The following is a 21,588-nucleotide window of genomic DNA, read 5'->3' on the forward strand; positions in this document are numbered from 1 at the left end:
AGTATACACGTTAATGTTAATGTTAACGTGTATAAAAGCCTATCGGAAAGCATCACACTTTCCGATAGGCTTTCCATTTGATTATCGGCGCCTTAAGCCTGGGGCACCTGACCAGTCGCCAGGATCCGCTCGAGTGCGTCCTCGTCCAGTACGGGCACACCCAACTGCTCGGCCTTGGTGAGCTTGGAACCCGCCTTGGGGCCGGCGACCAGATAGTTCGTCTTCTTTGAAACACTGCCCGAAACCTTGGCGCCGAGCACCTTGAGCGCCGCGCCCGCCTCGTCGCGTGTGCGGTTGACGAGCGCGCCGGTGAGCACAAACGTCAGGCCCGCGAGCGGCTGGGCGTCGGCGAGATCGCCTGCCACGCCAGCTTCGGCCGCGGCTTGTGCATGCGCGGCGCCCAAGTCGACCTCGAGCGACAGGCCCGCCTGACGCAGGCGCTCCAGCACGGCAAGGTTCTCGGGCACGGCCAGGAACTGCTTGACGCTCGCCGCAATCTTGGGACCGATGCCCTCGCACTCGGCGATGTCCTCTTCGCTCGCCAAGATGAGCTTGTCAATCGACAGGAATCGCTCGGCGATGACCTCGCCCACGCTCTTGCCCACGTGGCGGATGCCCAGGGCAAACAGCACGCGACCGAGCGGCTGGCTCTTGGACTTGTTGAGCTCGGCGACGATTTTCTCGGCCGTCTTGAGGCCCACCGGAATGGGGTCACCCTTCTTGACGCCTTTTTTGCTATTGGAGCTGGCATAGGTGCGCCCCGTGTCCAGGCCTGCGATGTCGTCGACCGTGAGCTGGTAGAAGTCCGCGACATCGTGGATCAGGCCGGCAGCGATCATCTTGTCGACGATTTCGTCGCCCAGGCCGTCCACGTCCATGCAGCCGCGGCTCACCCAGTGGAGCAAACGCTCCTTGAGCTGTGCGGGGCAGTCGATGGACACGCAGCGGTAGGCCACCTCGCCGTCCTCGTGGACCACGGGGCTACCGCACACGGGACAGGCCTCGGGCATGTGCCAGTCGACCGAATCGGCCGGGCGCTTGTCGAGCACGGGACCCACAACCTCGGGGATCACGTCGCCCGCCTTGTGCACGATGATGGTGTCGCCCTCGCGCACGTTTTTGCGGCGGATCTCGTCGATGTTGTGCAGCGTGGCGCGCGCGATGGTAGAGCCGGCGACCGTCACCGGGTCGAACTCGGCGACCGGCGTGAGCACACCAGTGCGGCCCACCTGGATGCGAATCTCGCGCAGGACGGTCTGCTTTTCCTCGGGCGGGAACTTAAAGGCAATGGCCCAGCGCGGCGCGCGGGCGGTAAAGCCCAAGTCAAGCTGCTGCTGGAAGCTGTCGACCTTTACGACCACGCCATCGATGTCGTAGTCCAGGTCACCGCGATGCTCGAGGGCCTGGGCGCAGAACTCGTGGACCTCGGCCGGCGTGGCGCAGCGCGCCACGTTGGGGTTGACGCTAAAGCCGGCGCTACGCAGCCAGTCCAGAAATTCGCGCTGGCTGTGGACGTGCAGCGGATCGGTATCGGCGATGGCGTAGATAAAGGTGGCCAGATCGCGGCGCGCCGTAACCTTGGGATCCTTTTGACGCAGGCTGCCGGCGGCGGCGTTGCGCGGGTTGGCGAAGGGGTCGCGGCCCTCGGCATCGGCCTCTTCATTCAGACGAACAAAGCTGCCCTTGGGCATATAGACCTCGCCGCGCACTTCGATGGTACGCTCGCGGTCGGCGCCCATGTGGGCGAGCGCCGGCTCGGACAGGTGCATGGGCACATCCTTGATGGTGCGCACGTTGAGCGACACGTCCTCGCCCGTGGTGCCATCGCCGCGCGTGGCGGCGCGTACGAAGGTGCCGTTTTGGTAGGTAAGCGCGACGCCCAAGCCGTCGATCTTAAGCTCGCAGGTATAGGTGACGCTGCCGGCACCGAGCGCATCCTCGGTGCGCTGGAGCCACGCGTCGAGTTCGTCCAGATCCATGGCATCGTCCATGGAATACATGCGTGCCATGTGCGTGACCGGCGTAAACTGCTCGCTCACGTATCCGCCCACGCGCTGGGTATAGCTGTCGGGCGTCACCAGGTCGGGGTAGGTCGCCTCGATCTGCTGGAGCTCAACAAGCATTTTATCGAAGGCGGCGTCCGTGATTTCGGGCGCATCGAGCATGTAGTAGCGATAGGCGTGGTAATCGAGCTCGTGGCGTAACTCGGCCGCGCGCGCCGCCGCCTGGGCACGGGCATCAGTCGGTGCGGCGGCATCCACGCTCGCGGGCGCTTCGGTATCGATGTCCACGCCGTCACCAAACAGGCTCGATTGCTCCATAGCGGCACTCCTTCGCTCGATTTCAAACGGATACAAGAGTACCACCGGTCGCGATGGAGCCAAATCGCCCTTTCGAACCGCACCGAATCGGCAGCCGCCAGACTGGGGTGGATCGCGCGATTAAACCATGCCCTTGCCGTTTCTAAATGATCCGTTTTCCTCCGTCTCCAAGGGATCATCGCGAAAAGAGGGGCTGTCCCGCGCTGGCGGAACAGCCCCTCTGGCTTCGGCATGTGCGAAACGGCTCGTTAGAAACCCTGACCGTTGCCCTGACCCTGACCTTGCTGGCCCAGCAGCTCCTCCAGGTACTGGCGCAGCTGCTCGTCGGTAATACCGCCGTTGCCGGTGTCGGTCGAACTGTCGTCCTGCTGCTGGTTCTGCAGCTCCTCGTCGGAGCCCAGCTCGACGGTGACCTTCTTCTCTTCCTTGCCGCGCATGAGCGTGATCTCGACCTTCTCGCCCACCTCGTGGCTGCGCAGCGCGATGATCAGGCCGTCGGCGCTCGAAATCTCATCGTCGCCCAGCTTGGTGATGACGTCGCCCTCCTGGATGCCGGCCTTGGCGGCGGGTCCGTCCTCAACGACGCTTGCCACATAGGCACCGCTATCGGTGCTCAGCTTGTTGGTGCGGGCGTTGAGCGCGTTGACGCTCGAAAGCGTGGCGCCCAGGTACGGGTGCACCGGCGTCTTACCGCCGATGATCTGGTCGGCAATGTTCTTGGCGTAGTTAACCGGAATGGCAAAACCCACGCCCGAGCTGGAGCCCGAGTAGCTCTCGATAAGCGAGTTGATACCCACAAGCTCGCCGTTGTCGTTGACGAGCGCGCCACCGGAGTTGCCCGGGTTGATGGCGGCATCGGTCTGGATCATGTTGGCATAGATGGTATTACCGCTGGTAGAGCTCATGGCCGTGGAGCGGTAGAGCGCCGACACGATGCCCGTGGAGACAGACTGCTCGTTGCCGAACGGCGAGCCGATCGCCATGACCCACTCGCCCACGTTGAGCTTGGAAGAGTCACCAATCTCGATCGGCGTGAGCTTGGAGGCGTCGGCGTCCTTGAGCTTGATGACGGCCAGGTCGCTCGAGGCGTCGTTGCCCACGAACTCGGCCTCGTAGGTAGTGCCGTCGTCCATGGTAACCACGTACTGGTCATAGCCATCGACCACGTGGTTGTTGGTAAGGATGTGGCCCTCGGTATCGAGCACCACGCCCGAACCGACGCTGCCCGAGTTGTCCGACTCGTCGGCAGACTGCGAAAGCGAGCCATTCTGGCCACCGCTCGAAGTGGCGGTAATGGAAACCACGGAGGGCAACGCCTTGGCAGAAACGGCCTCGGCCAGCGTGGTGTCCTCGGAATCAATCGTAATCTTTTGCGTCGATGAACCCGAAGCACCCGCCGTCACGGCATTCTTTCCGCCGCCAATGTTGAGCGTGCCGCTCATGATGAGTGCGATGACCAGCAGGGCACCGCAGGCGCAGCCGGCAAGCGCCGTAATAAAGATCGGCAGCTTTTTGGTCTTGGTCTTGACCACTGTGTGCTTGTTTACAACCTGCTGGCTGCCCAGCGGCTTGCCGGTCTGCGTGTCGTAGGCTTGCACGTAGGGAATGTTGCTGTCGGCAGGCGTCGACTCCACCTGCACGCGCGGCTGCTGCTGAGTCTCGCCGGCGTTGCCCGCGTCCTGGGGACGCTGGGAATCGTTCTCGCTCATGGCTGCGATCCTTTCGTCAAATAACCAAAGGCCCGCCAAACATGTGGCGGGCCATCATTGTTCACGTTGAGTTGTACCCCAATATGCGGGCGTACGTGTACGAGAACGCAATCTTTTAGGAAGGCTTAAGTTCTGCTGCAAACTCGAAAGGAGCCCGCACCTGCGTCAAAACCACCACAAAGGTGTCTGTCCCCTTTGTGGTGGAAATCTAGTCCTTAAACAGATAGCCCACGCCGCGGACGGTGGTGATGTGCGCCGCGATCTGCGGGCCCACCTTGGAGCGGATGCGTCGGATGTGCACGTCGACGGTACGCGTGCCGCCGCAGTACTCAAAGCCCCATACGCGGTGCAGCAGCACCTCGCGGCTGTAGGCACGGTTGGGATGCGTCGCCAAAAAGCTCAGCAGCGAGTACTCCATCAGCGTCAGGTCGATGGGCTCGTTATCGAGCGTCACCTGGTAGGTAGCCAGGTTGATCTCGAGGTTATCGATATTGAGCACATCGTCGGCGGTGACGGTCTCCTCCTCGCCCATCAGGCGCTGCGCGCGAGCCTTGAGCTCGTTGGGTGTCGCCGTTGGGCATACAAAGTCGGCATGCGCGTGATTCGGCAGGCGCAGGGTGCCGAGCGCCTCGTCGTCGACGATCACCAGCATGGGGACACCGCCGCGATCGTCAAGCCACTTGGCAATCTGATCGATGCGGTCGCTGCGGATGCCATCGGAATCGAGGATCAGCAGGTCAAAGTCATGCGCCGCAGTCGGCGAATCGGGAGTGGCCAGGCTCACCTCGACACCCAGGGTGGTCGTCAGGCTGCGGGCAAACTCGTGGAAGCGCGTCGTGCGCGCCATGAACAGGGCACTCTTTTCGGACATATCGGCCTCCAAAGAAATGAGCTCAATCGTACTGGAACAAGCCAGCGCGATTAGGAGTTCGCCAGGTAGTGCTTGATCTCCCACTCGGTGATCGTAGACTCAAACTTATGCCACTCGTCGCGCTTCTTTTTGAGGAAGAAGCTGTGGATGTGCTCGCCGAGAGCATCCTTCATAAACTGCGAGTCCTCAAACACGTCGAGCGCCTCTTTGAGCGAGCGCGGCAGCGGCGCGTAGCCGGCCTCGACCATCTGACGGTCGGTAAGCTTGAGCGTCTCGGCCGTGGCCTCGGGCGGGAGTTCCAGCTTGCGCTCGATGCCGTCCAGACCAGCCGCCAGCGTGACGGCGTTGACCAGATACGGGTTGGCCATGGGGTCGGGACTGCGCAGCTCGATGCGCGTGGACAGCGGCTTGCCGGGCTTGTAGACCGGGATGCGGACCATACTCGCGCGGTTGCGCAGGCCCCACGTGGCGTACTGCGGCACGGAGTCGCCACCCGTGGTGATGCGCTTGTACGAGTTGACCGTGGGGTTGGTGATGGCGCTAATCTCGCGCGCGTGCGCTAAGATGCCGGCCATGTAGTGCTTGGCGATTTCGGAGAGGTGGTACTTCTCGTCGTCCTCGCCCCAAAAGACGTTGTTGCCGTCGTGGTCGAACAGCGACTGATGCAAAAACATGGCGCTGCCGTCCTCGCCCGCCAACGGCTTGGGCATAAAGGAAGCGTGGCAACCGCTCTCGTAGGCCTGCTGCTTAATGATGAGCTTGGCCGTGGTGACGGCGTCGGACATGCTCAGGGCCTCGGCGTGACGCAAGCTCATGCCGTGCTGCGAGCGGCCGGCGGCGTGGAAGGTGTACTCCACGGGCACGGACATCTTCTCGAGCGTGAGGACCGTGTTGCGACGCAGGTCGCGGGCGGCATCGCTCACCGAAAGATCGAAGTAGCCCACGTTGTCGAGCGGCTCGGGGGTGTGCTCGTCGGGGAAGTAGTAATACTCCAGCTCGGCACCCACGTTAAGCAGATAGCCAGCCTTCTCGGCCTTGCGAAACATGCGGCGCAGGGCGTCGCGCGGGTCGCCGGCGAAGGGCTTGCGATCGGGAGTACACACGTCGCAGAAAACGCGTGCAACGCCGTTATGGCTCGGGCGCCACGGCAGGATTTGGAAGGTCGAGGCATCGGGGAACGCCAGCATGTCGGCTTCCTCGGGCGTGGCAAAGCCCTCGATGGCCGAGCCGTCAAAGCCAATACCCTCCTCAAAAGCGACCTCGAGGTCCTCAGGGCTAATGGCAAAGTTCTTGAGGCGGCCGAGAATGTCGACAAACCACAGACGCACAAAGCGGATGTCACGCTGCTCTACGGAGCGGAGTACGTAATCGATGTTCTGCTGGTTCATGTCGCTCCCCTTTCTTTCGGGCGGGTTTCGACTGGTCTATATCGCAGATACTATCGCAGAAAAATGTTTCCGCAGGGTTAAAGCGTATCAAGCGCTCAAAAAACGTGTGCGAACAGGCAGTTGCGAACGAGTAGTTAGCGCGAGGTCGAAGCGCGGTGTTCGATGTGGCCGGGGACCTCGATGCGCTTGGGGGCGAGCTTTGCGGCGTCGCCCACCGTAGTGGTAACGACGTCGATGCGCTCGGACAGGCGCTCGACCACGCGCTCGGCAATGGTGAGGGTGTCCTGCGCGGCCGTGGTCACACCGCCAAAGAGCACGTGGTTCCAGGGATAGTCGTCAAACGTTGCGATCTTGAGACCCGCCGGCAACGAAGGTCCCAACTGTGCCAGCGCCTCGGTCAGGCGCAGGAAGACCAGACCGTTGACGGCAATGAGGCCGAGCTTTTTACCCGCATAGCCGCGGATGGTCTCGTCCAGGCGACTGACACCCTCGACGCCACCGTCGGCCAGGGTGACGACCTCGCCCGCAAGACCGCGGCGCGAAAGCTCGTCGGCAAACGCCTCGGCGCGTTCGCGACGCACGGGGCTGTCGTCGCTTGCCTCGGTGAGCAGGCACAGGCGCTCGCTGCCCGCAGAGGCCAAGGCGTCTACCAGGCCGGCGACCAGCTCACGGTTGTTGGAGGTCACCAGATCGACACCGCCGTCGGCAACATCGCGGTCGAGCAGCACGACGGGCAGGCGTCCCGCAGCCTCGGCGATCGCCTTGTCGTTGCCTCCGCAGGTATTGACGACCAGGCCGTCCACGCCGGCATCGATAAGTCTGGTGAGCGACTCTGCCTCCTTGGCGGGGTCGTTGCCGCTAATGGCCGTCATGAGCGAGCAGCCGCGCGCGGCGGCGCTGGCGGAAAGCCCTTCGAGCATGGCGCTGGAGAACGGGTTAGCAATGTCGGCCAAGATCACGCCGATGAGGTTGGTACGCGAGCTGCGCAGATTGCGCGCGGCGGCACGTGGACGATAGCCGGTGCGCTCGATAACTGCCGCGATGCGAGCACGGGTTTCCTCGGTCATCTGCCCAGGGCGGTTGTTGAGATAGCGCGAGACCGTGGCCGGGCTCACGCCCGCCTCGGCAGCAATGTCCTTAATCCTCATCTGCGCCATAGCGCACCCCGTTTCCCAATTGTCGGCAGTCTGAGCCATTTTAGGCATTTTTTTAAAAATCTCGCTTGCAAAACGTTGTAGATGAGTATACTACAACTCGAAACGAAACCGATTTCGTAAACCGATTTCGGCAAGCGTTGGCACGGAGGTGCAAAGATGCACCCTACCGTCTTGGCACCTCCGTGCCAACGCCATATCAAAGGTGAACGCACGAGCAAGAAGGAGCTGCGCGACCATGGGTAAAACGGTTCTTACCTTCGGCGAGATCATGATGAGGCTCTCGCCCAAAGATCACCTGCGCATTGAGCAGGCCACCGAGTTTGATGTCCGCTACGGCGGCGCCGAGGCCAACACCGCCCTTTCCCTGGCCTACCAGGGTGACAAGGCAGCTTACGTCTCCGTTGTCCCGGCCAACCGTCTGGGCGAGTGCGCCCTGCGTTCGCTGAAGGTCTACGACGTCGATACCTCGCGCGTCGTGCGCCAGGGCGACCGTCTTGGCTCCTATGTGTTTGAGGTCGGCGCCTCGCAGCGCGGCAACGGCTGCGTCTACGACCGCAAGTACTCTGCCATCAACATGGCCAAGCGCGACGTCTTTGACTGGGACGAGATCCTCAAGGGCATCGACGTCTTCTACTTCTCCGGCGTGACGCCCGCCGTCTCCGACGAGATGGCCGCCGCCTGCAAGGATGCCCTCACCGCCTGCCGCGCCAAAGGCATCACCACCGTGTGCGACGTGAACTATCGCGGCAAGATGTGGTCGCCCGAGAAGTCGCAGGCCACCATGAAGGAACTCCTGCCGCTCGTTGACATCTGCATTGCCAACGACGAGGACGCTCCTGCCGGTCTCGGTATGACCTGCGTCTCCGGCTCCCTTGCCCACGGCATTGAGGAGCGCGACACCTACGTCGAGATGGCCCGTCAGATCTGCGACGAGTACGGTTGCAAGAAGGTCGCCTCGGTCGTCCGCAACATCTCCTGCGTCGAGCGCTCCATTTGGATGGGCATGCTCTTTGACGCCGAGAGCGGCGAGCACTGGTTCTCCCCTGCTCACGACGTGCACGTGCTCGAGGGCGTTGCCGCCGGCGACGCTTTCAACGCCGGCCTGGTCCATGCCCTCATCAACGACTTCGATCCGCAGGACGCCGTCAACTACGCGATTGCGGCCTCGATCCTCAAGCTCACCATCAAGGGCGATTCCAACCTGGTGACCGCAGACGAGATCGCAGCCGTGGCATCCGCCGCCGACGGTGGCACCCGCGTCGCGCGCTAAGCCGTCCCCATTCCGCGGGCCGCAGCTTTCCATACCCATACCTCTGCGGCCCGCTCCCCGATTTCTCCGGTCGGACAAAACCACCAGTCCCATTCCGGTTTTGTCTGGCATTCCCTACACGACTGGTCGCGCAGCCGGTTTTGGAATTGCTTGTGACCCCAAGCAGTGCCTCCGATAACCAATCCAAAACCGGCTCATGACCAGCATATTTGGCAATCACGCGCCAGCGCGCGCCGTACATCGAAAGGAACATCATGTTCGATCAGTTCTACACCACGCTTGAGTCCCTGGGCATCGTGCCGGTCGTCGTGCTCGATAAGGTCGAGGACGCCGCACCGCTCGCCCACGCCCTTATGGCAGCTGGCATGAAGTCCGCCGAGGTCACCTTCCGCACCGCCTGCGCCGCCGAGTGCATCGCCGCTATGGCCGAGGCCGAGCCCGAGATGTGCGTCGGCGCTGGCACCGTCCTGACTGTCGAGCAGGTTGAGCAGGCCCGCGCCGCCGGTGCCAAGTTCATCGTCTCCCCGGGTTACAACGAGGACGTCGTGAAGCACTGCATCGACATCGACTTGCCCGTCCTTCCCGGCACCGTGACCCCCTCCGAGGTTACCGCCGCCGAGAACCTGGGGCTCAAGGTCACCAAGTTCTTCCCCGCGGCTCAGTATGGTGGCCTGAACACCATCAAGGCCCTCGCCGCTCCGTTTGTCGGCCATCGCTTTATGCCCACCGGCGGCGTGAGCACTGCCAACGTCGAGGAGTACCTGAGCTCCTCCGCCATCATCGCCTGCGGTGGCACCTGGATGGTCAAGCCCGCCCTGTTCGCCGATGGCGACTTCTCCAAGGTCGAGCAGATCGCCCGCGAGGCCATGGACGTCGTCAAGAAGGTCCGCGGCTAGGTTTAGCTCTCTATCGTGAAAGGGGGCGTGCCCTAGACCTCGCCCCCTTTCTTTTAAAGCGGCTCGGAAGCGCGCCGTTTCCGTCACGAACAAGAACCAAAACCGTCTTGTATGCTGATAGAACGTGACGGAAGCGACACGCGCCCGAGCCGCTTTGCTTTCCCGGCCAATCAACCGACTCAACATAATCCAGTCCACCAAAACAGCTGCGGCACCGTCTGGAGGAATGGACCCTTGCTTCCGGTCTTTTCCTCCAAACGGCGCCGCAGCTTTTTCATGCCCCGATGTGTCCCAGCACTTGCGGTGAAATACGGACTGCTTACGTCGTCAAAGCCGCAAAACAGTCCCTATTTCACCGCAACTAATGTAGGGAACGAGTTAGATGGCCGAGTCTTTGGACAGCTCGAAATAGTCGGGATGCAAGGCGATAACCGGGCCCTGCTCCTCGGGCATCAGATGCAGGTGCGTCTCTGCCAGGTAGCTCGCCGTGTCGGTATCGCCCTTTTTAATGGCCTCGAGAATCCGGCGATGCTGCCGACGAATCGGCTCCCAATCCAGATCCTGCGACACCATACGCAACCAGTTGTATCGCTCAAAATGCGTGTTGACGCTCTTCATCCAATCCCACAACATGTGGCGACCAGCAATCTCAAAACATGTCTCATGGAACAGGTTGTCCAGATCGAAAAAGCGACGCGTTTCACGATGATCGAGCGACTCGGACTCGGCAAGAATCTGCTCGAGCCGATACTTTTGCTCGGGCGTGGCGGCAGAGCAGCATTTAATGAGCACGCTTCTCTCGAGTTTCTCGCGCAAGAAACAGGCGTTCTCAGCGCGCTCCATGCTGATTTTTGAGACATAGGTGCCGCTTTTGGGACGCGTTTCCACCAGCTCCTGTTCACGCAGACGCACAAAGGACTCGCGAATGGGCGTGCGCCCGATTCCCGTCTCCTTTTCCAGACCAATCGCCGAAAGGCGCGTGCCAGGCTTGAGCTCGGCATAGATGATCTTGGAGCGCAATGCGTTGTATGCCTGATCTTGCAGGCTCTGATAATGCTGGTGCTGTTCCATAAAGCCCTCGAATGAAGCCCACGGTTTGTCGAATAACTCCACGTAATACTATCGCATCCCCCATCCCACGGCGATGTTTGAGGGGTAGGGCCGGGATTCGGCTTTTGACCGATAAGTTGTTGCAATTAGGTGAACGTTCACCTAATTTCTTCTATTTCGCTTTGCAAATGGATTCCCATACGTATACTAAATCTCAACGAAACCGATTTCGTCAAGCCTGGGCAATAGGATGCTAAGACGCACCCTACCATCTTGGCATCCTATTGCCCATGCCATGCCATTTGCTTTCTTCCCGTCTCGTTGAGCCCTTCAGTCCCATTCTGGCACAACGAGACATTCCTAGACGACTGACCATGGGGCCGGCTTTTCTGCCGTTGAGGCAGTGCCTCCGATAACCCTCTTTTTGCCGGCCCAGGTCAGACATTTCTCTTTAAATATCCTTCAATCGAAAGGATGCAGCAGCATGCGACCGCTCATCATCATGCATGGCGAGAAGATCGACTGGCGTCATACCGTCATAAGAATGCTGATGTATCTGGCGGGCGTTGCCGTGCTGGCACTCGGTATGAGCCTCCAGACGGCATCTGGCCTGGGCGTCGCTGCGCTCACGTGCTTTGCCACGACCCTATCCATGCTCACGGGAAAGACGCTCGGCTTTTGGATTACTGTTACCTATGTCGTCTACATCGCGGCGCAATTGGCCATCTTGCGACGCGAATTTCAGCCGCGTATTTTACTCGAGCTTTGTTTCTCAACACTGATTGGCGGCTTCACCGATTACTTTATGGCGATCAATCCGCTGCACCCCACGGCGCTCCCCGCACAGGTTGCGACCATGCTGCTCTCCCTCACCGTTACCGCAGTTGGCGTAAGTCTTGTCGTCAACATGAGCGTTGTCCCCAACGCACCCGACGGCTTGGTGCAGGTCATTGCGGAAAAGCTCAAGCGCCGTTTTGGAGACGTAAAGGTCATGTTCGATTGCTCGCATGTCGCCGCCTCGCTCACGCTGTCGCTGGTATGCATGCACAACTTAGGCGGCTTTGGCGTAACCACCGCCATCTCGGCACTGTTCTTGGGCCACATCATCAACTTCGCCAACAAGCTGTTTGCCCAGCGATTCGTCCGCATGGCGTTTGGCGCCAAATAGCGAACAGCCGCGGAGCAAACGAGGCTCGAGTGCCCGGCATATCGATGTCGCAAATAACGACGCACGCGCTATACGGACGATGAGGAATAGCCCGTCGCAAACCCCGCAAGCGGAGCTATATGTTGCTATAACTTGACATAAATTGGTCCATTGCCAGCCGGCATGCAAAAGGCCCCAAGCCATTCGCGGCTTGGGGCCTGCCTGGTAACACAGGTCTTTCGGACTACGCTCGCTCGTATTTCGTGGCGCGGCCTGTCCCCTGTTTCATGATCGCGTTTCGGCTGAGCAGAGATTCGAGCGCGGACAGCGTTCGCGCACGGCTCAGCCCCGTCTGTTTCTCAATCTCACTTCGCGACATAATTCGTCCGCCCGACAAGGCCTTAAGAACCTGAGCCTCTTCTCCAGACCCTTCAAAGGCATCGGTAACGGGCAACGCGACAGCTACCACGCCGCCACGAATATCAAAGACCGGCTGATTAATCGAATCGCGATAGGCACGCCTAATGCGCGCAATTCCCGTTCCAAACTTCTCGATATAGTCCAACTTTAAGAAGACCTCGGCAACGATGGGATTTCTGAGCACGGATATCTGTCCATACAGGTATTGCTCCGTCGTCAAGCCAGCGGGCAACGACCCGGGTGAAGTCACAACGACGCGATCATCATACAGAGCAACCTGAACATTCGCTTGCACGTCCCACGTCCGATGCACTAGAGCGTTTGCAACTGCCTCGCGGAATGCCTCGAGGGGAATCCGGTCGGTCTGAACACGCTCGACACCTTCGATGCGCTCATAACGATAGTAGCGCGCGAACATGGCAACTGCTCTATCAACCTGCTCAATTGCAGACAGGCCCGTCGTCGTCTCACGATCTAAAAGCACGTCCTCGGTGTCGCCAAAACGAACGCAGTCGATGCCCGGAAATTCGTTGTTATCCGCCAATATCGCCGCGGCATTGGTATAGCCATCCTTGCCGAGCAGGCGAAGCGTTCGCATGATATCCGACGTGAGCTCAGAAATGCCTAGATGCTCGATGCACTTGTGTTCGAGCGTATGAAAACTCAGGTCCTGGCGAGCCGAGGTGAGCGCATCGAACGTCAGATTGCTGCCTTCGAGCGTCAGCCTGCCGTACTCAAAACGGTCGACCTCTACCGTCGCCGAATCATTTCGCCTGTAGGCCTTCCCCTTGCTTCGATAGGGCTTGTCCTGCCCCTCGTAAACCGTAAGCGTTACAGTTCCGCGGTTCTCGTCGAGCTCGAGCGTGTAACGAGGCGCAGGATCCAGACTGTCATTAATCATGTTCTCGATGCGCAGACACTCCGCAACCGGGTCAGAAAGACCGACTGCAACACCACCGTCGTCAACGCCAAACTCTATCTTGCCCGTCCCGTAGTTTGCATAGGCGCTCACCGTTTTAAGAAACGTCGGCGTTACGCTTTCCTTGTATTCGACGGTAGGACTCTCTCTGACAACCATACGTACGGTCCCTCTCCTTTTCATGCTCATCTGAACCGTATTATAAGACGAAAAACATTTGCGTACGGCTTAGAACCAGACGCAAACTGTTTTCGTCTTATTTGCGTACGGAAACTAGATACAAATTTCACGTTCATACGACTATTTACCAAACGCATAGTGTTTTCGTCCGGCAATGCGTCCGTAATCCAAACAAAAAGGCCCCGAGCTCGTGTTGAACTCGGGACCTCTTGCGCCGCGCATCTATGAGAGGAGAAATGCGATGCGCACGGGCGCTACTCCATGTAGCAGATATCGCGACGAGCGGCTACAACCGTTCACCTTTTAAAAGTGAACGTTCACCTGATTCTAGGAAAACCTGACTTTTAATTCCTCCGCTTCTCCTATACTGAACTTGTAATAGAAGCAAGACTTATATAGATGAACGTTTCTTTTGGAAGGATTGTAATGTCTAACCTTATGGACAGCTTCCGCCTGGACGGCAAGGTCGCGCTCGTGACCGGCGCCACCTATGGCATCGGCATGGCCATGGCCGAGGCACTCGGCGAAGCCGGCGCCAGGATCGCCTTTAACGCCCGTCACGCCGACAAGGTCGCCGAGGCCGAGAAGCACTACCGCGAGCTGGGCTTTGATGCTCACGGCTATGTTGCCGACGTCACCGACGAGGCCGTCGTCGCCGAGCTCATCGCCAAGATCGAGGCCGATTTTGGCACCACGCCCGACATTCTGGTCAACAACGCCGGCGTCATCCAGCGCACCCCGATGCTCGACATGAGCGCCGAGGACTTCCGTCGCGTCGTCGACATCGACCTCAATGCCCCGTTCATCGTGTCCAAGGCCTGCCTGCCGGGCATGATCGCCAAGGGTCACGGCAAGATCATCAATATCTGCTCCATGATGAGCGAGCTGGGCCGCGAGACCATCGCCGGCTATGCCGCCGCCAAGGGCGGACTCAAGATGCTCACCAAGAACATCTGCTCCGAGTTTGGCGAGGCCAATATCCAGTGCAACGGCATTGGGCCCGGCTACATCGCCACGCCGCAGACCGCACCGCTGCGCGAGACGCAGCCCGACGGCAGCCGCCACCCGTTTGACCAGTTCATCATTGCCAAGACGCCGGCCGCCCGTTGGGGCACGCCCGAGGACCTGAAGGGCCCCGCCGTGTTCCTGGCTTCCGACGCATCGAACTTCGTCAACGGGCACATTCTGTACGTGGACGGCGGCATCCTCGCCTACATCGGCAAACAGCCGCAATAGGCTGCGGCCGCGCGGAGCACGGCACCTTGGCGCTCAAACCGTCGCTCGCGTACCGAAGTACGCTTCGCTCCTCTTTCACGCCAATCTGCCGCACTCCGCGCGCCCTCGCCACCGTCACGCACCAGCCAACACAGGCGCTTCGGTTTGTGCGGAACTCGCGACAGACTTAACTGCCGACCGCCCGCATAGCTCATCGCGGGTTGGCTTTGCCGCCGCCCGCGCACAGAAACAAAAAACTGGAAGATTTAGTTGAAAGGTTAACTCAAATGAAGATCGCTCTAATCAACGAGAATTCTCAGAACTCCAAGAACCCCATGATCGAGGCTGCCCTTAAGAAGGTTGTCGAGCCCATGGGCCACACCGTCTTTAACTATGGCATGTATGCCGACGCCGACTCCAAGCCCCTCACCTACGTGCAGAACGGCATTCTTGCCGCCGTGCTGCTCAACTCCGGCGCTGCCGACTACGTCGTGACCGGTTGCGGCACCGGCGAGGGCGCCATGCTCGCCTGCAACTCCTTCCCCGGCGTGCTGTGCGGCCATGTTGCCGACCCGCTGGATGCCTACACCTTTGCCCAGGTCAACGATGGCAACGCCGTCGCCATGCCCTTCGCCCTCAAGAACGGCTGGGGCCAGGAGCTCAACCTCGAGTACACCTTCGAGAAGCTCTTTGGCTTTGGCTCGGGCAACGGCTACCCCGCCGAGCGCGTTGAGCCCGAGCAGCGCAACAAGAAGATCCTCGACGGCGTGCGCGCTGTGACCATGCGTCCGCTCGTCGACGTCCTGGGCGAGATCGATCAGGATCTGGTGAAGGGCGCCCTCGCTGGTGAGCACTTCCAGGAGTACTTCTTTGCCAACGCCACCGACGAGGCCATCATCGCCAAGGTCAAGGAGATCTTGGGCCTGTAATAAGGCCCACGGGGCGCACCGACCCCCAACAAACCGCCAAGCAAAAGGCGCCGCGACAATCCATGTGTCGCGGCGCCTTTTTTGATTGGCTATCGCTTGAGCCACCGCAAGGCGGCCGCTCCCCTATTTGCCAAGAGCCTACAGCTCGCAGGCGACCTTGTAGCCGTCGCCGATGGCGTCGCGGATGTTGCCGCACTTCTGGGCATCGCCCAGCACGTGGGTGGCAACGCCGGCAACGGCAAGGTCATCGGCCAGCTTGGTGTTGGGGCGGTAACCCATGGCAAGCACCAGCGTGTCGGCGTCGGCGATGGTGTGGACCTCGCCGTCCTTTTCGTAACTGATGGCGTCCTCGGTAATCTCAGTCACCTTGGCCTCGGTCAGCACGTGAACGCCCTTGGAGAGCATGCGCGTGATGAGCACCGCGCGACCGGCGCCACCCTCGTTGGCGGCAAGCGTCTTGGTCATCTCGATGACGGTGACATCGCGGTTGGCCGGCGACAGATCGTTGACCAACGGGGCCAGGTAATCGGCCGTCTCGCAGCCGACGGTGCCGCCGCCCACAATGACGATCTTCTTGCCCGGGAAAGCCTTGCCGCCCAGCAGGTCATCAGCCGTCATGACCTGCTTAAAGCCCTGCATAAAGGCCGGGGCGATGGGTTCGGCGCCATAGGCCAGGACAACCTCGTAACCCGCGTAGTCGCGCTGAATGTCCTCGGCCGAAAGCTCGGTACCAAAGACGCACTTCACGCCCGCCTCAGCAAGACGGCGATACTGGTACTTGATCACGCGCGTGAGCTCCTGCTTTGCCGGCGGAACGGCCGCAATGCGCATCTCGCCGCCCGGCTCGTCCTGCTTATCCACGAGCACCACGTTATGGCCGCGCTTGGCGGCAATGTAGGCTGCCTCCATGCCCGCGGGACCGGCACCCACAACGAGCACGTTCTTTGCCTCGGCGGCAGGCTCGTAGCCAGCCTCGTCACGCTCCACGTCCGGGTTGACGGTGCAGGAGATGCGCTTGCCGAACATGATGCCGTTCAGGCAGCGCAGGCAACCGATGCAGGGGCGGATGTCGTCGGCGTTGCCGGCAGCAGCCTTGTTGCAGAACTCGGCATCGCACAGATTGGCGCGGCCCATCATGCAAATGTCGGCAGCGCCGTCCTCGATCAGCTCCTCGGCGATCCATGCCTCGTTAATGCGGCCGACGGTGGCGACGGGAATGTTGACGTGCTTTTTGATCTCGCGCGAGCAGGCGGCGTGCGAGGCCTGCTGCGTACCGGCGGCGGGAATGGCGGAGCCGCGCTTGATGGTAGTGCCGCCCGACACGTGGATCATGTCGACGCCGGCCTTCTCCAAGCGACGCGAGACATAGATCATGTCGTTGAGGGTCAGGCCGCCATCGGTGTACTCGTCGCCCGAGATACGGACGTCGATGATAAAGTCCTTGCCGCAGCGCTCGCGAATCTCGGCGATGACCTCGAGCAGGAAGCGCATGCGGGCGTCGAGCGAGCCGCCGTACTCGTCGGTGCGCTTGTTATAGAGCGGGGTCAAAAAGCCGCCGAGCATGCCGTGGGCGTGTGCCGCATGGACCTCGACGCCGTCGACACCGGCCTTCTGCATGCGCACAGCAGCGTCACCAAACTGATGTGTGAGCTCGTGGATCTCATCGACCGTGATGGGGCGCGGCGCCTCGCGGGCATAGGACGGGCCCACAAAGGACGGAGCGATCAGGCGCGGCGTGCCCGGAATGTTAAAGGCCATGTAGGCGGGGTGGAAGAGCTGCGGCATGATCTTGCAGCCATACTCGTGGACGGCCGCGGCGAGCTTTTCCCAGCCAGGGATAAACGTGTCGTCGTAGCAGCACATGTCACCCGGTAGATAGGTATAGGTGGGCTCGACCGTCACGACCTCGGTGATGATCAGGCCAACGCCGCCCTTGGCACGGGCACGGTAATGATCGACCAAGTCGTCGGTCACATAGCCATGATCGGCCAGGTTCGTGGACACCGGCGGCATAAAGACGCGGTTCTTGACCTCGGTCGTACCGACCTTGATCGGGCTAAAGAGCATCGGGTAGGCGGAAGACTCCATACAGGGTTCCTTTCGTTTGAGCCGCTCGGCGGCAGTTGCTAACGTACTTATCGTATCAGCAACTGCGCTGCACCCGACCGTACACGCTCCCCCGGCTTTTACTCAGCCCACAAAAAGTTGCGGTGGAATACGGAGTAAATAAGGCCTTTGACAGCCAAAACAGTCCGTATTCCACCGCAACTGATGGGCGGGGTGGGTTAGAGGCCCAGATAGCTGGTCATGCCTTCGACGGCGAGCTTGGCGCCGGCTACGGCATGGACCACGGTGAGCGGGCCGTTGACCACGTCACCGGCGGCAAAGACGCCAGGCACGGTGGTCATGCCGCACTCATCGACCGAAAGAAGACCGCGATGGTCGGTCTCCAGACCGCCCGTCGTAAGCACCAGCTTGTCCTTAGGCACTTGCGAGGCCGCAATCACAACCGTGTCGGCGGGCACATGGTCAAGTTCTTCCTCGTAGCCCACCACGTTGTCGTCCTCGTCAAAGATAGCCGTCTCGAACACCGGACCGTTATCGTCGATGGCGCAAATCGCCTTGCCGCGCACGATCTCGGCACCGTCAAGCTCGGTCAGCTCGACCTCGTCATCGATGGCCGAGATATGGCGCGATCGGGCATACACGGTAACCTTGCGAGCGCCCGAGCGCAGAGCCGTACGGGCAACATCCATGGCCACGTTGCCGGCGCCGATAACCGCCACGTTCTGACCGATCGCCACGCTCGTGGGATCGACTAGGTAATCGATACCAAACAGTACGTTGCCACGCGACTCGCCGGGAATACCCAGCTTGCGGGCGCGCCAGGTACCGGTACCGACAAAGACCGCATCGTAGCCGTCGCGCAACAGGTCGTCGATATGCAGCGCGCCGCCAATGGTGGTCGAGGGACGGACGCGTACGCCAAGCGAGCACATCACGTGACGGTACTTTTGCACGAGAGCACGGGGCAGGCGAAACTCGGGGATGCCGTACTCCAGCACGCCGCCGATCTCGGGGCGTTGCTCAAACACCGTGACGGCACAGCCCAGCTGGGCCATCTTAATGGCCACGGTAATGCCGGCAGGACCGGAACCGACCACGGCAACCTGCTTGCCGCACGACGGCGCGGGCTTCCACTCCTTACGGTCCAAATATGCAGTCGAGATTTAGTTCTCGATACTCGAAAAATGCACCGGTGCGCCCTTGCGGCCCTGAATGCACGCGCCCTCGCACTGGCCCGAATGGTTGCAGATCATGGAGCAGACCGCGCTCATGGGGTTGTTCTGGAACAGCAGCTCACCTGCCTCTTCCAGACGACGCTGCTTGAACAAGTCAATGACCTGCGGAATAGGCGTCTGCACCGGGCAGCCTTTAAGCTGGCAGAACGCCTTTTTGCAACCTAGGCAGCGGTTCGCTTCCTCAACAATATGAATAGCCATCGGTTCCTCTCCTGGACCTCTACGACAATCTCTTTCGCCAACCTGCTTCGTTACAGAATCACGTGCTCGCACATCACGCTGCGGCCCATGCGCAGCAACTCGTCGCGCGAACGCTCGACCGTGGACGGTGTGCTGTTCTCGATAACGGTCATAATGCCCGGTCGCGCGGCGGCTGCCCAGGCGGCAATGGCCTCAAAATCAAAGTTTCCGCACGTACAGGCGCCGTGGCATACCAAACGAGAGCCCGAGCCATCGCACCAGCCATCCTGGTCCTCGTTGTCTACAATCTCGTAGTCCTTGGCATGCAGCACGCGAATCTTGCTGCCGCACAAATGCAGCATGCGCGACACCTGCTCGGAAGCCTCACCGACGATCGCGGGGTGCAGCAGCGACACCGGATCGTAGATCACGCCGAGTGCGGTGCTCGAAACGCGTTCCAGAACCTCGCGGCAACGCTCGGGCGTGTTGACGATCTCGTTCCAGCCGGGCTCAATCAGAAGCTCGCCGCCCTCCTTTTCGGCCATCGAGCACACGCGTGCGAGTCCTTTGCAAAACGCATCGAGCGCAGCGGCCGAAAAACGGTCATCGGCCATCTTGTTCTGCGCGTTGGGGCGCCCCGTCTCGGTCCCCACCGGACAGCCCCCAAGCCAGCGCGCGAACCTCAGGCACGCCTCGTACTCGGCATAGGTATCCACCAGCTGATTCTGATCGGGCGTTGCCAGGTTTTTATAGCAGCCGAGCACCGCCACCTGCACGCCGTTGGTGTCGAGCACCTCGCGCAGATGGTCGGCGAGTTCGTTCGTAAGGCCGGAACGGTTAATGCCAAAGGACTTGTAGAGTACTTTGCTCGGCAGCTGGATGCACGAGAAACCCAGTTTGCCTGCCATGCGAATGCGCTCCTCCACCGTGCCCTCGGGCAGGTCGTGCAGGCGCACACCGACGCTCAGCGCGCCTTTCGACTGCGCCATGCCTAGGCCTCCTTGCACGCATTGATGCCCGGCGTGTAGCCGCCAAACGGGTCGTCGATGGAGCAGACGCCCGAGGGGGCGAGCGGATCGCGCTTACCGGCCAACTTGTCATGATGCATGGTCTCGATATAGGCGAGCACCAGCGGCGCCACGCCCTTCGCGTCGTTTTTGACGACGGGCTCACTCATGTAGTAGCCAAACGTGCCCTCGCGGTGCGCGGTGTTGCCAAGGCCCGCCACCAGACAGATATTGTCAAGCGCCAACTGTCCATCGCGCTCGGACAGGCACGTGTCGCAGATGCCGTCAAACGCACGGCGGCCGTACTGGTAGTAGCGCTCGCCCAGCACGCCCAGGCGCACGCCCTTCATGATGGCGTTGGCGAAGATGGCGCTGCCCGACTCCTCCAGATAGTTGGGGGCGATATTGGGCAGGTTGATGACCTGGTGCCACATGCCGGTCTGCTCGTCCTGATACGGCAGCATGGCGTCGATCAGATCGTGGAACATCTTGCGAATCTCGTCCTTCTCGGCCGACATCGAAGGCGGCATGAGCTCCCAGGTGTCGATAAGTGCCATGGCAAACCAGCCCTCGGCGCGCAGCCAGAAGTTAGCCGAAAGACCGGTGACCGGATCGCACCAGAACTGCTTGCGGCTCGCGTCGTAGGCGTGATAGTACAGGCCGTTGAGGGGGTTGCGCATCAGGTCGCGCACGACCTGGAACATATGGAAGCTATCCGAGCAGGCGCGACGGTTGTGGAAGCTCAGCTCGTACTGCATGTAGAACGGCTGCGCCATGTACATGCCATCGAGCCAAATCTGGTTGGGATAGACGGCCTTGTGCCAAAACACGCCCTCTTTGGTGCGCGGCTGGGTCTCGAGCTGACGGTAGATGGTATCCATTGCGGCGCGGTACTTGGGCTTGCCCACTAGGTCATAGAGCTTGTAGAGGGTTTTGCCCGCATTAACGTTGTCGAGGTTGTACTCTTGGGGATCGTAATGCTTGATGGTGCCATCGTCCTGGACAAAAAAGTCGATGTAATCGTCGGCGAAGGTCAGATAGCGCTGCTCGCCCGTGATCTCGTACAGCTCGATGAGCGCCTTGATCATGCAGCCATCAATGTAATTCCAGGTATTTTCCTTGCCGGCACGGAGCTTTTCGATGTTCCAAGCCGGCGCCTGCGGCGTAGAGGTCTCGATCAACTGCTCGATATAACGGTCCAGAATCTGATTGCAACCCATTGCTGTCCCCTCTGACGTTATTGATGGGTGAACGTTTACCCTAGTGTAACGCGAACGGGGATTATAGGGTGAACGTTAACTCTATAATCCCCGTAAACGGCATCCTTTTAGCGGCAAACGGCGGCGAGGCCCGCGGCAATGCGATGCGCCAGGCGCTCATAGCCGGCAGGGCTGTAATGCAGACCGTCCGGCATGTAGAGCTCGCGGTGCTCCGGCAAAAACGGGCTGATGCCGCTTTGCGCATACAGGTCAATCACCGGCACCGAGTAGCGATCGCAGACCTCCAGCATCGCTCGCACATAGGCGTCTTGTGTCAGGCCCAGATGGTTCGTCTCGTTGCTTGCCGGAATATCCTTTGGCTCTGTTAGACCAAGGTTGACATAAAAACGATGTCACCGCGAGGCGGT

The 21,588-nt window shown here is 60.6% G+C and carries 18 protein-coding genes; 5 read left to right on the plus strand and 13 right to left on the minus strand.

Annotated features, from left to right (window positions below; translation table 11 throughout):
* Positions 1–92: 92 nt before the first annotated feature.
* The 5 genes from ligA to DWV43_RS07485 form a co-directional block, all read right to left on the minus strand.
* Complete coding sequence (gene ligA, locus DWV43_RS07465; RefSeq protein WP_117817730.1) at positions 93–2,321, minus strand: NAD-dependent DNA ligase LigA; 2,229 nt, start codon at positions 2,319–2,321, stop codon at positions 93–95.
* A gap of 248 nt (positions 2,322–2,569) precedes the next feature.
* Positions 2,570–4,030 (minus strand): S1C family serine protease, encoded by a 1,461-nt coding sequence (locus DWV43_RS07470; RefSeq protein WP_117817728.1) that lies wholly within the window; start codon positions 4,028–4,030, stop codon positions 2,570–2,572.
* 208 nt (positions 4,031–4,238) lie between these two features.
* Entirely contained in the window at positions 4,239–4,901 is a 663-nt protein-coding gene (locus tag DWV43_RS07475; protein WP_006234733.1) for a response regulator transcription factor, read from the minus strand.
* A 50-nt stretch (positions 4,902–4,951) separates the two neighbouring features.
* The gene (locus tag DWV43_RS07480; RefSeq protein WP_117817726.1) at positions 4,952–6,289 is read right to left on the minus strand and encodes a glutamine synthetase family protein; all 1,338 of its coding nucleotides are present in this window, start codon (positions 6,287–6,289) and stop codon (positions 4,952–4,954) included.
* A gap of 134 nt (positions 6,290–6,423) precedes the next feature.
* Positions 6,424–7,446, minus strand: a complete 1,023-nt coding sequence (locus DWV43_RS07485) for a LacI family DNA-binding transcriptional regulator (RefSeq protein WP_158569849.1) — start codon at positions 7,444–7,446, stop codon at positions 6,424–6,426.
* A 235-nt stretch (positions 7,447–7,681) separates the two neighbouring features.
* On the opposite strand from DWV43_RS07485, the gene DWV43_RS07490 reads away from it, so the two are divergent.
* Both DWV43_RS07490 and eda read left to right on the plus strand, forming a co-directional pair.
* Positions 7,682–8,716 carry a sugar kinase gene (locus DWV43_RS07490; protein ID WP_117817722.1) on the plus strand — a complete coding sequence of 345 codons (1,035 nt, stop codon included), beginning with the start codon at positions 7,682–7,684 and terminating at the stop codon, positions 8,714–8,716.
* Between the two features lie 254 nt (positions 8,717–8,970).
* Positions 8,971–9,612, plus strand: a complete 642-nt coding sequence (gene eda / locus DWV43_RS07495) for a bifunctional 4-hydroxy-2-oxoglutarate aldolase/2-dehydro-3-deoxy-phosphogluconate aldolase (RefSeq protein ID WP_089573205.1) — start codon at positions 8,971–8,973, stop codon at positions 9,610–9,612.
* Between the two features lie 378 nt (positions 9,613–9,990).
* Here eda and DWV43_RS07500 read toward each other — a convergent pair whose 3' ends face one another.
* Entirely contained in the window at positions 9,991–10,683 is a 693-nt protein-coding gene (locus tag DWV43_RS07500) for a GntR family transcriptional regulator (RefSeq protein ID WP_117817720.1), read from the minus strand.
* Between the two features lie 463 nt (positions 10,684–11,146).
* On the opposite strand from DWV43_RS07500, the gene DWV43_RS07505 reads away from it, so the two are divergent.
* A complete protein-coding gene (locus DWV43_RS07505) occupies positions 11,147–11,830 on the plus strand; it encodes a YitT family protein (RefSeq protein WP_117817718.1) in 684 nt (227 codons plus the stop codon).
* Positions 11,831–12,053: 223 nt separating this feature from the next.
* On the opposite strand, the gene DWV43_RS07510 is transcribed toward DWV43_RS07505, so the two are convergent.
* Positions 12,054–13,307, minus strand: a complete 1,254-nt coding sequence (locus tag DWV43_RS07510; RefSeq protein ID WP_158548901.1) for an ATP-binding protein — start codon at positions 13,305–13,307, stop codon at positions 12,054–12,056.
* Between the two features lie 447 nt (positions 13,308–13,754).
* On the opposite strand from DWV43_RS07510, the gene DWV43_RS07515 reads away from it, so the two are divergent.
* Positions 13,755–14,564, plus strand: coding sequence for a gluconate 5-dehydrogenase (locus DWV43_RS07515; protein WP_117758209.1), 810 nt, complete (start codon positions 13,755–13,757; stop codon positions 14,562–14,564).
* Positions 14,565–14,830: 266 nt separating this feature from the next.
* A complete protein-coding gene (locus tag DWV43_RS07520) occupies positions 14,831–15,472 on the plus strand; it encodes an RpiB/LacA/LacB family sugar-phosphate isomerase (RefSeq protein ID WP_055309683.1) in 642 nt (213 codons plus the stop codon).
* Positions 15,473–15,610: 138 nt separating this feature from the next.
* Here DWV43_RS07520 and DWV43_RS07525 read toward each other — a convergent pair whose 3' ends face one another.
* The 6 genes from DWV43_RS07525 to DWV43_RS07545 form a co-directional block, all read right to left on the minus strand.
* Positions 15,611–17,560: an NAD(P)/FAD-dependent oxidoreductase gene (locus tag DWV43_RS07525; protein WP_117817716.1), complete on the minus strand. Its 1,950-nt coding sequence runs from the start codon at positions 17,558–17,560 to the stop codon at positions 15,611–15,613.
* Positions 17,561–17,757: 197 nt separating this feature from the next.
* Positions 17,758–18,687, minus strand: a complete 930-nt coding sequence (locus DWV43_RS07530) for an FAD-dependent oxidoreductase (protein ID WP_233539229.1) — start codon at positions 18,685–18,687, stop codon at positions 17,758–17,760.
* A 15-nt stretch (positions 18,688–18,702) separates the two neighbouring features.
* Complete coding sequence (locus tag DWV43_RS10390) at positions 18,703–18,975, minus strand: hypothetical protein (RefSeq protein ID WP_233539228.1); 273 nt, start codon at positions 18,973–18,975, stop codon at positions 18,703–18,705.
* A gap of 50 nt (positions 18,976–19,025) precedes the next feature.
* Positions 19,026–19,943, minus strand: coding sequence for a sugar phosphate isomerase/epimerase (locus DWV43_RS07535; protein WP_117817714.1), 918 nt, complete (start codon positions 19,941–19,943; stop codon positions 19,026–19,028).
* A gap of 2 nt (positions 19,944–19,945) precedes the next feature.
* Entirely contained in the window at positions 19,946–21,181 is a 1,236-nt protein-coding gene (locus DWV43_RS07540) for a glycoside hydrolase family 105 protein (protein ID WP_117817712.1), read from the minus strand.
* Positions 21,182–21,288: 107 nt separating this feature from the next.
* Complete coding sequence (locus DWV43_RS07545; RefSeq protein WP_199569417.1) at positions 21,289–21,480, minus strand: hypothetical protein; 192 nt, start codon at positions 21,478–21,480, stop codon at positions 21,289–21,291.
* Between the last annotated feature and the right edge of the window lie 108 nt (positions 21,481–21,588).

Origin of the sequence: Collinsella sp. AF05-9, from assembly GCF_003465595.1 — a bacterium.
In the GTDB taxonomy this organism is placed as follows: Bacteria; Actinomycetota; Coriobacteriia; order Coriobacteriales; family Coriobacteriaceae; genus Collinsella.